Genomic DNA, 1,431 nt, shown 5'->3' with positions numbered 1-1,431 from the left:
TCCGCCGCCTTCGCGAGCAAGCCCGCTCCCACAGTTGTTTTGTGGTGACGCTGCTGGATGCGCAACCCGCCATCCATTTCCAGAATCCGCCCGGTGTAGAGATCGATCACCATCAGAGACGATTGATTAGCTGACTGAATGCAATCCATTGTGGGAGCGGGCTTGCTCGCGAAGGCGGCGGATCAAACAACTGATGAGTTGAATGACACACCGCCTTCGCGAGCAAGCCCGCTCCCACAATGGATTGCATTCAGTCAGCTAATCAATCGTCGCTGATGGTGATATTCGGCATCGCCGGCGTCGCCGCTTCCTGCAGCACAATGCGCGCGCCGACGTGGCGGGCCAGTTCCTGGTAGACCATGGCGATCTGGCTGTCCGGCTCGGCAATCACCGTCGGCTTGCCGCCATCGGCCTGTTCACGGATCAGCATCGACAGCGGCAGCGAGGCCAACAGCTCAACGCCATACTGAGTCGCCAGCTTCTCACCTCCGCCCTCACCGAACAGATGCTCGGCATGACCGCAGTTCGAGCAGATGTGCACCGCCATGTTTTCCACCACGCCCAGCACCGGAATGTTGACCTTGCGGAACATTTCCACGCCTTTGCGCGCGTCCAGCAACGCCAGATCCTGCGGGGTAGTGACGATCACAGCACCAGCCACCGGGACTTTCTGCGCCAGGGTCAGCTGGATATCGCCAGTACCTGGCGGCATGTCGATCACCAGATAATCCAGATCGCCCCACGCGGTTTGCGTGACCAGTTGCAGCAGCGCGCCGGAGACCATCGGCCCGCGCCAGACCATCGGCGTGTTGTCGTCGGTCAGGAACGCCATCGACATGACTTCGACACCGTGGGCCTTGAGCGGCACGAACCACTTCTGGTCCTTGACTTCAGGACGGGTGCGCTCGGGGATGCCAAACATGATGCCCTGGCTCGGGCCATAAATGTCGGCATCGAGAATCCCCACCTTGGCGCCTTCGCGGGCCAAGGCCAGCGCGAGGTTGGCCGCAGTGGTCGACTTGCCCACACCACCCTTGCCGGACGCCACGGCGACCACGTTCTTGACGTTGGCCAGCCCCGGAATCTGCGCCTGGGCCTTGTGCGCGGCGATCACGCTGTTGACCTCGACCTTGGCAATGACCACGCCATCGATATTCTCGATCGCCAGTTGCAGCAATTGCGCCCAGCCGCTCTTGAACAGACCGGCGGCGTAGCCGATTTCCAGCTGAACCTTGACGCGGTCGCCATCGATCTCGATGTGCTTCACGCAACCGGCGCTGACCGGGTCCTGGTTCAGGTAAGGGTCAGTGTATTGGCTGAGGACGGCTTCCACCGCTGCGCGAGTGACGGCACTCATGGGCAACTCCGATAACAAGACTGGGAATAGATGGCGGGTATCGTACCTTAAAAGATCGCCGCCTTCGGCAGCGC

General features: G+C 61.3%; 1 protein-coding gene. It reads right to left on the bottom strand.

The genetic code is table 11. The features are described 5' to 3' along the window. Nucleotides 1–262: 262 nt before the first annotated feature. Complete coding sequence (gene apbC, locus U862_RS0128990) at nucleotides 263–1,357, bottom strand: iron-sulfur cluster carrier protein ApbC (protein WP_025113573.1); 1,095 nt, start codon at nucleotides 1,355–1,357, stop codon at nucleotides 263–265. Between the last annotated feature and the right edge of the window lie 74 nt (nucleotides 1,358–1,431).

The sequence above is a fragment of the Pseudomonas sp. H1h genome, from assembly GCF_000633255.1.
Taxonomy (GTDB): Bacteria; Pseudomonadota; Gammaproteobacteria; order Pseudomonadales; family Pseudomonadaceae; genus Aquipseudomonas.
Note: the sequence above shows the minus strand (reverse complement) of the source record. Positions and strands in the feature narration are given on the sequence as shown.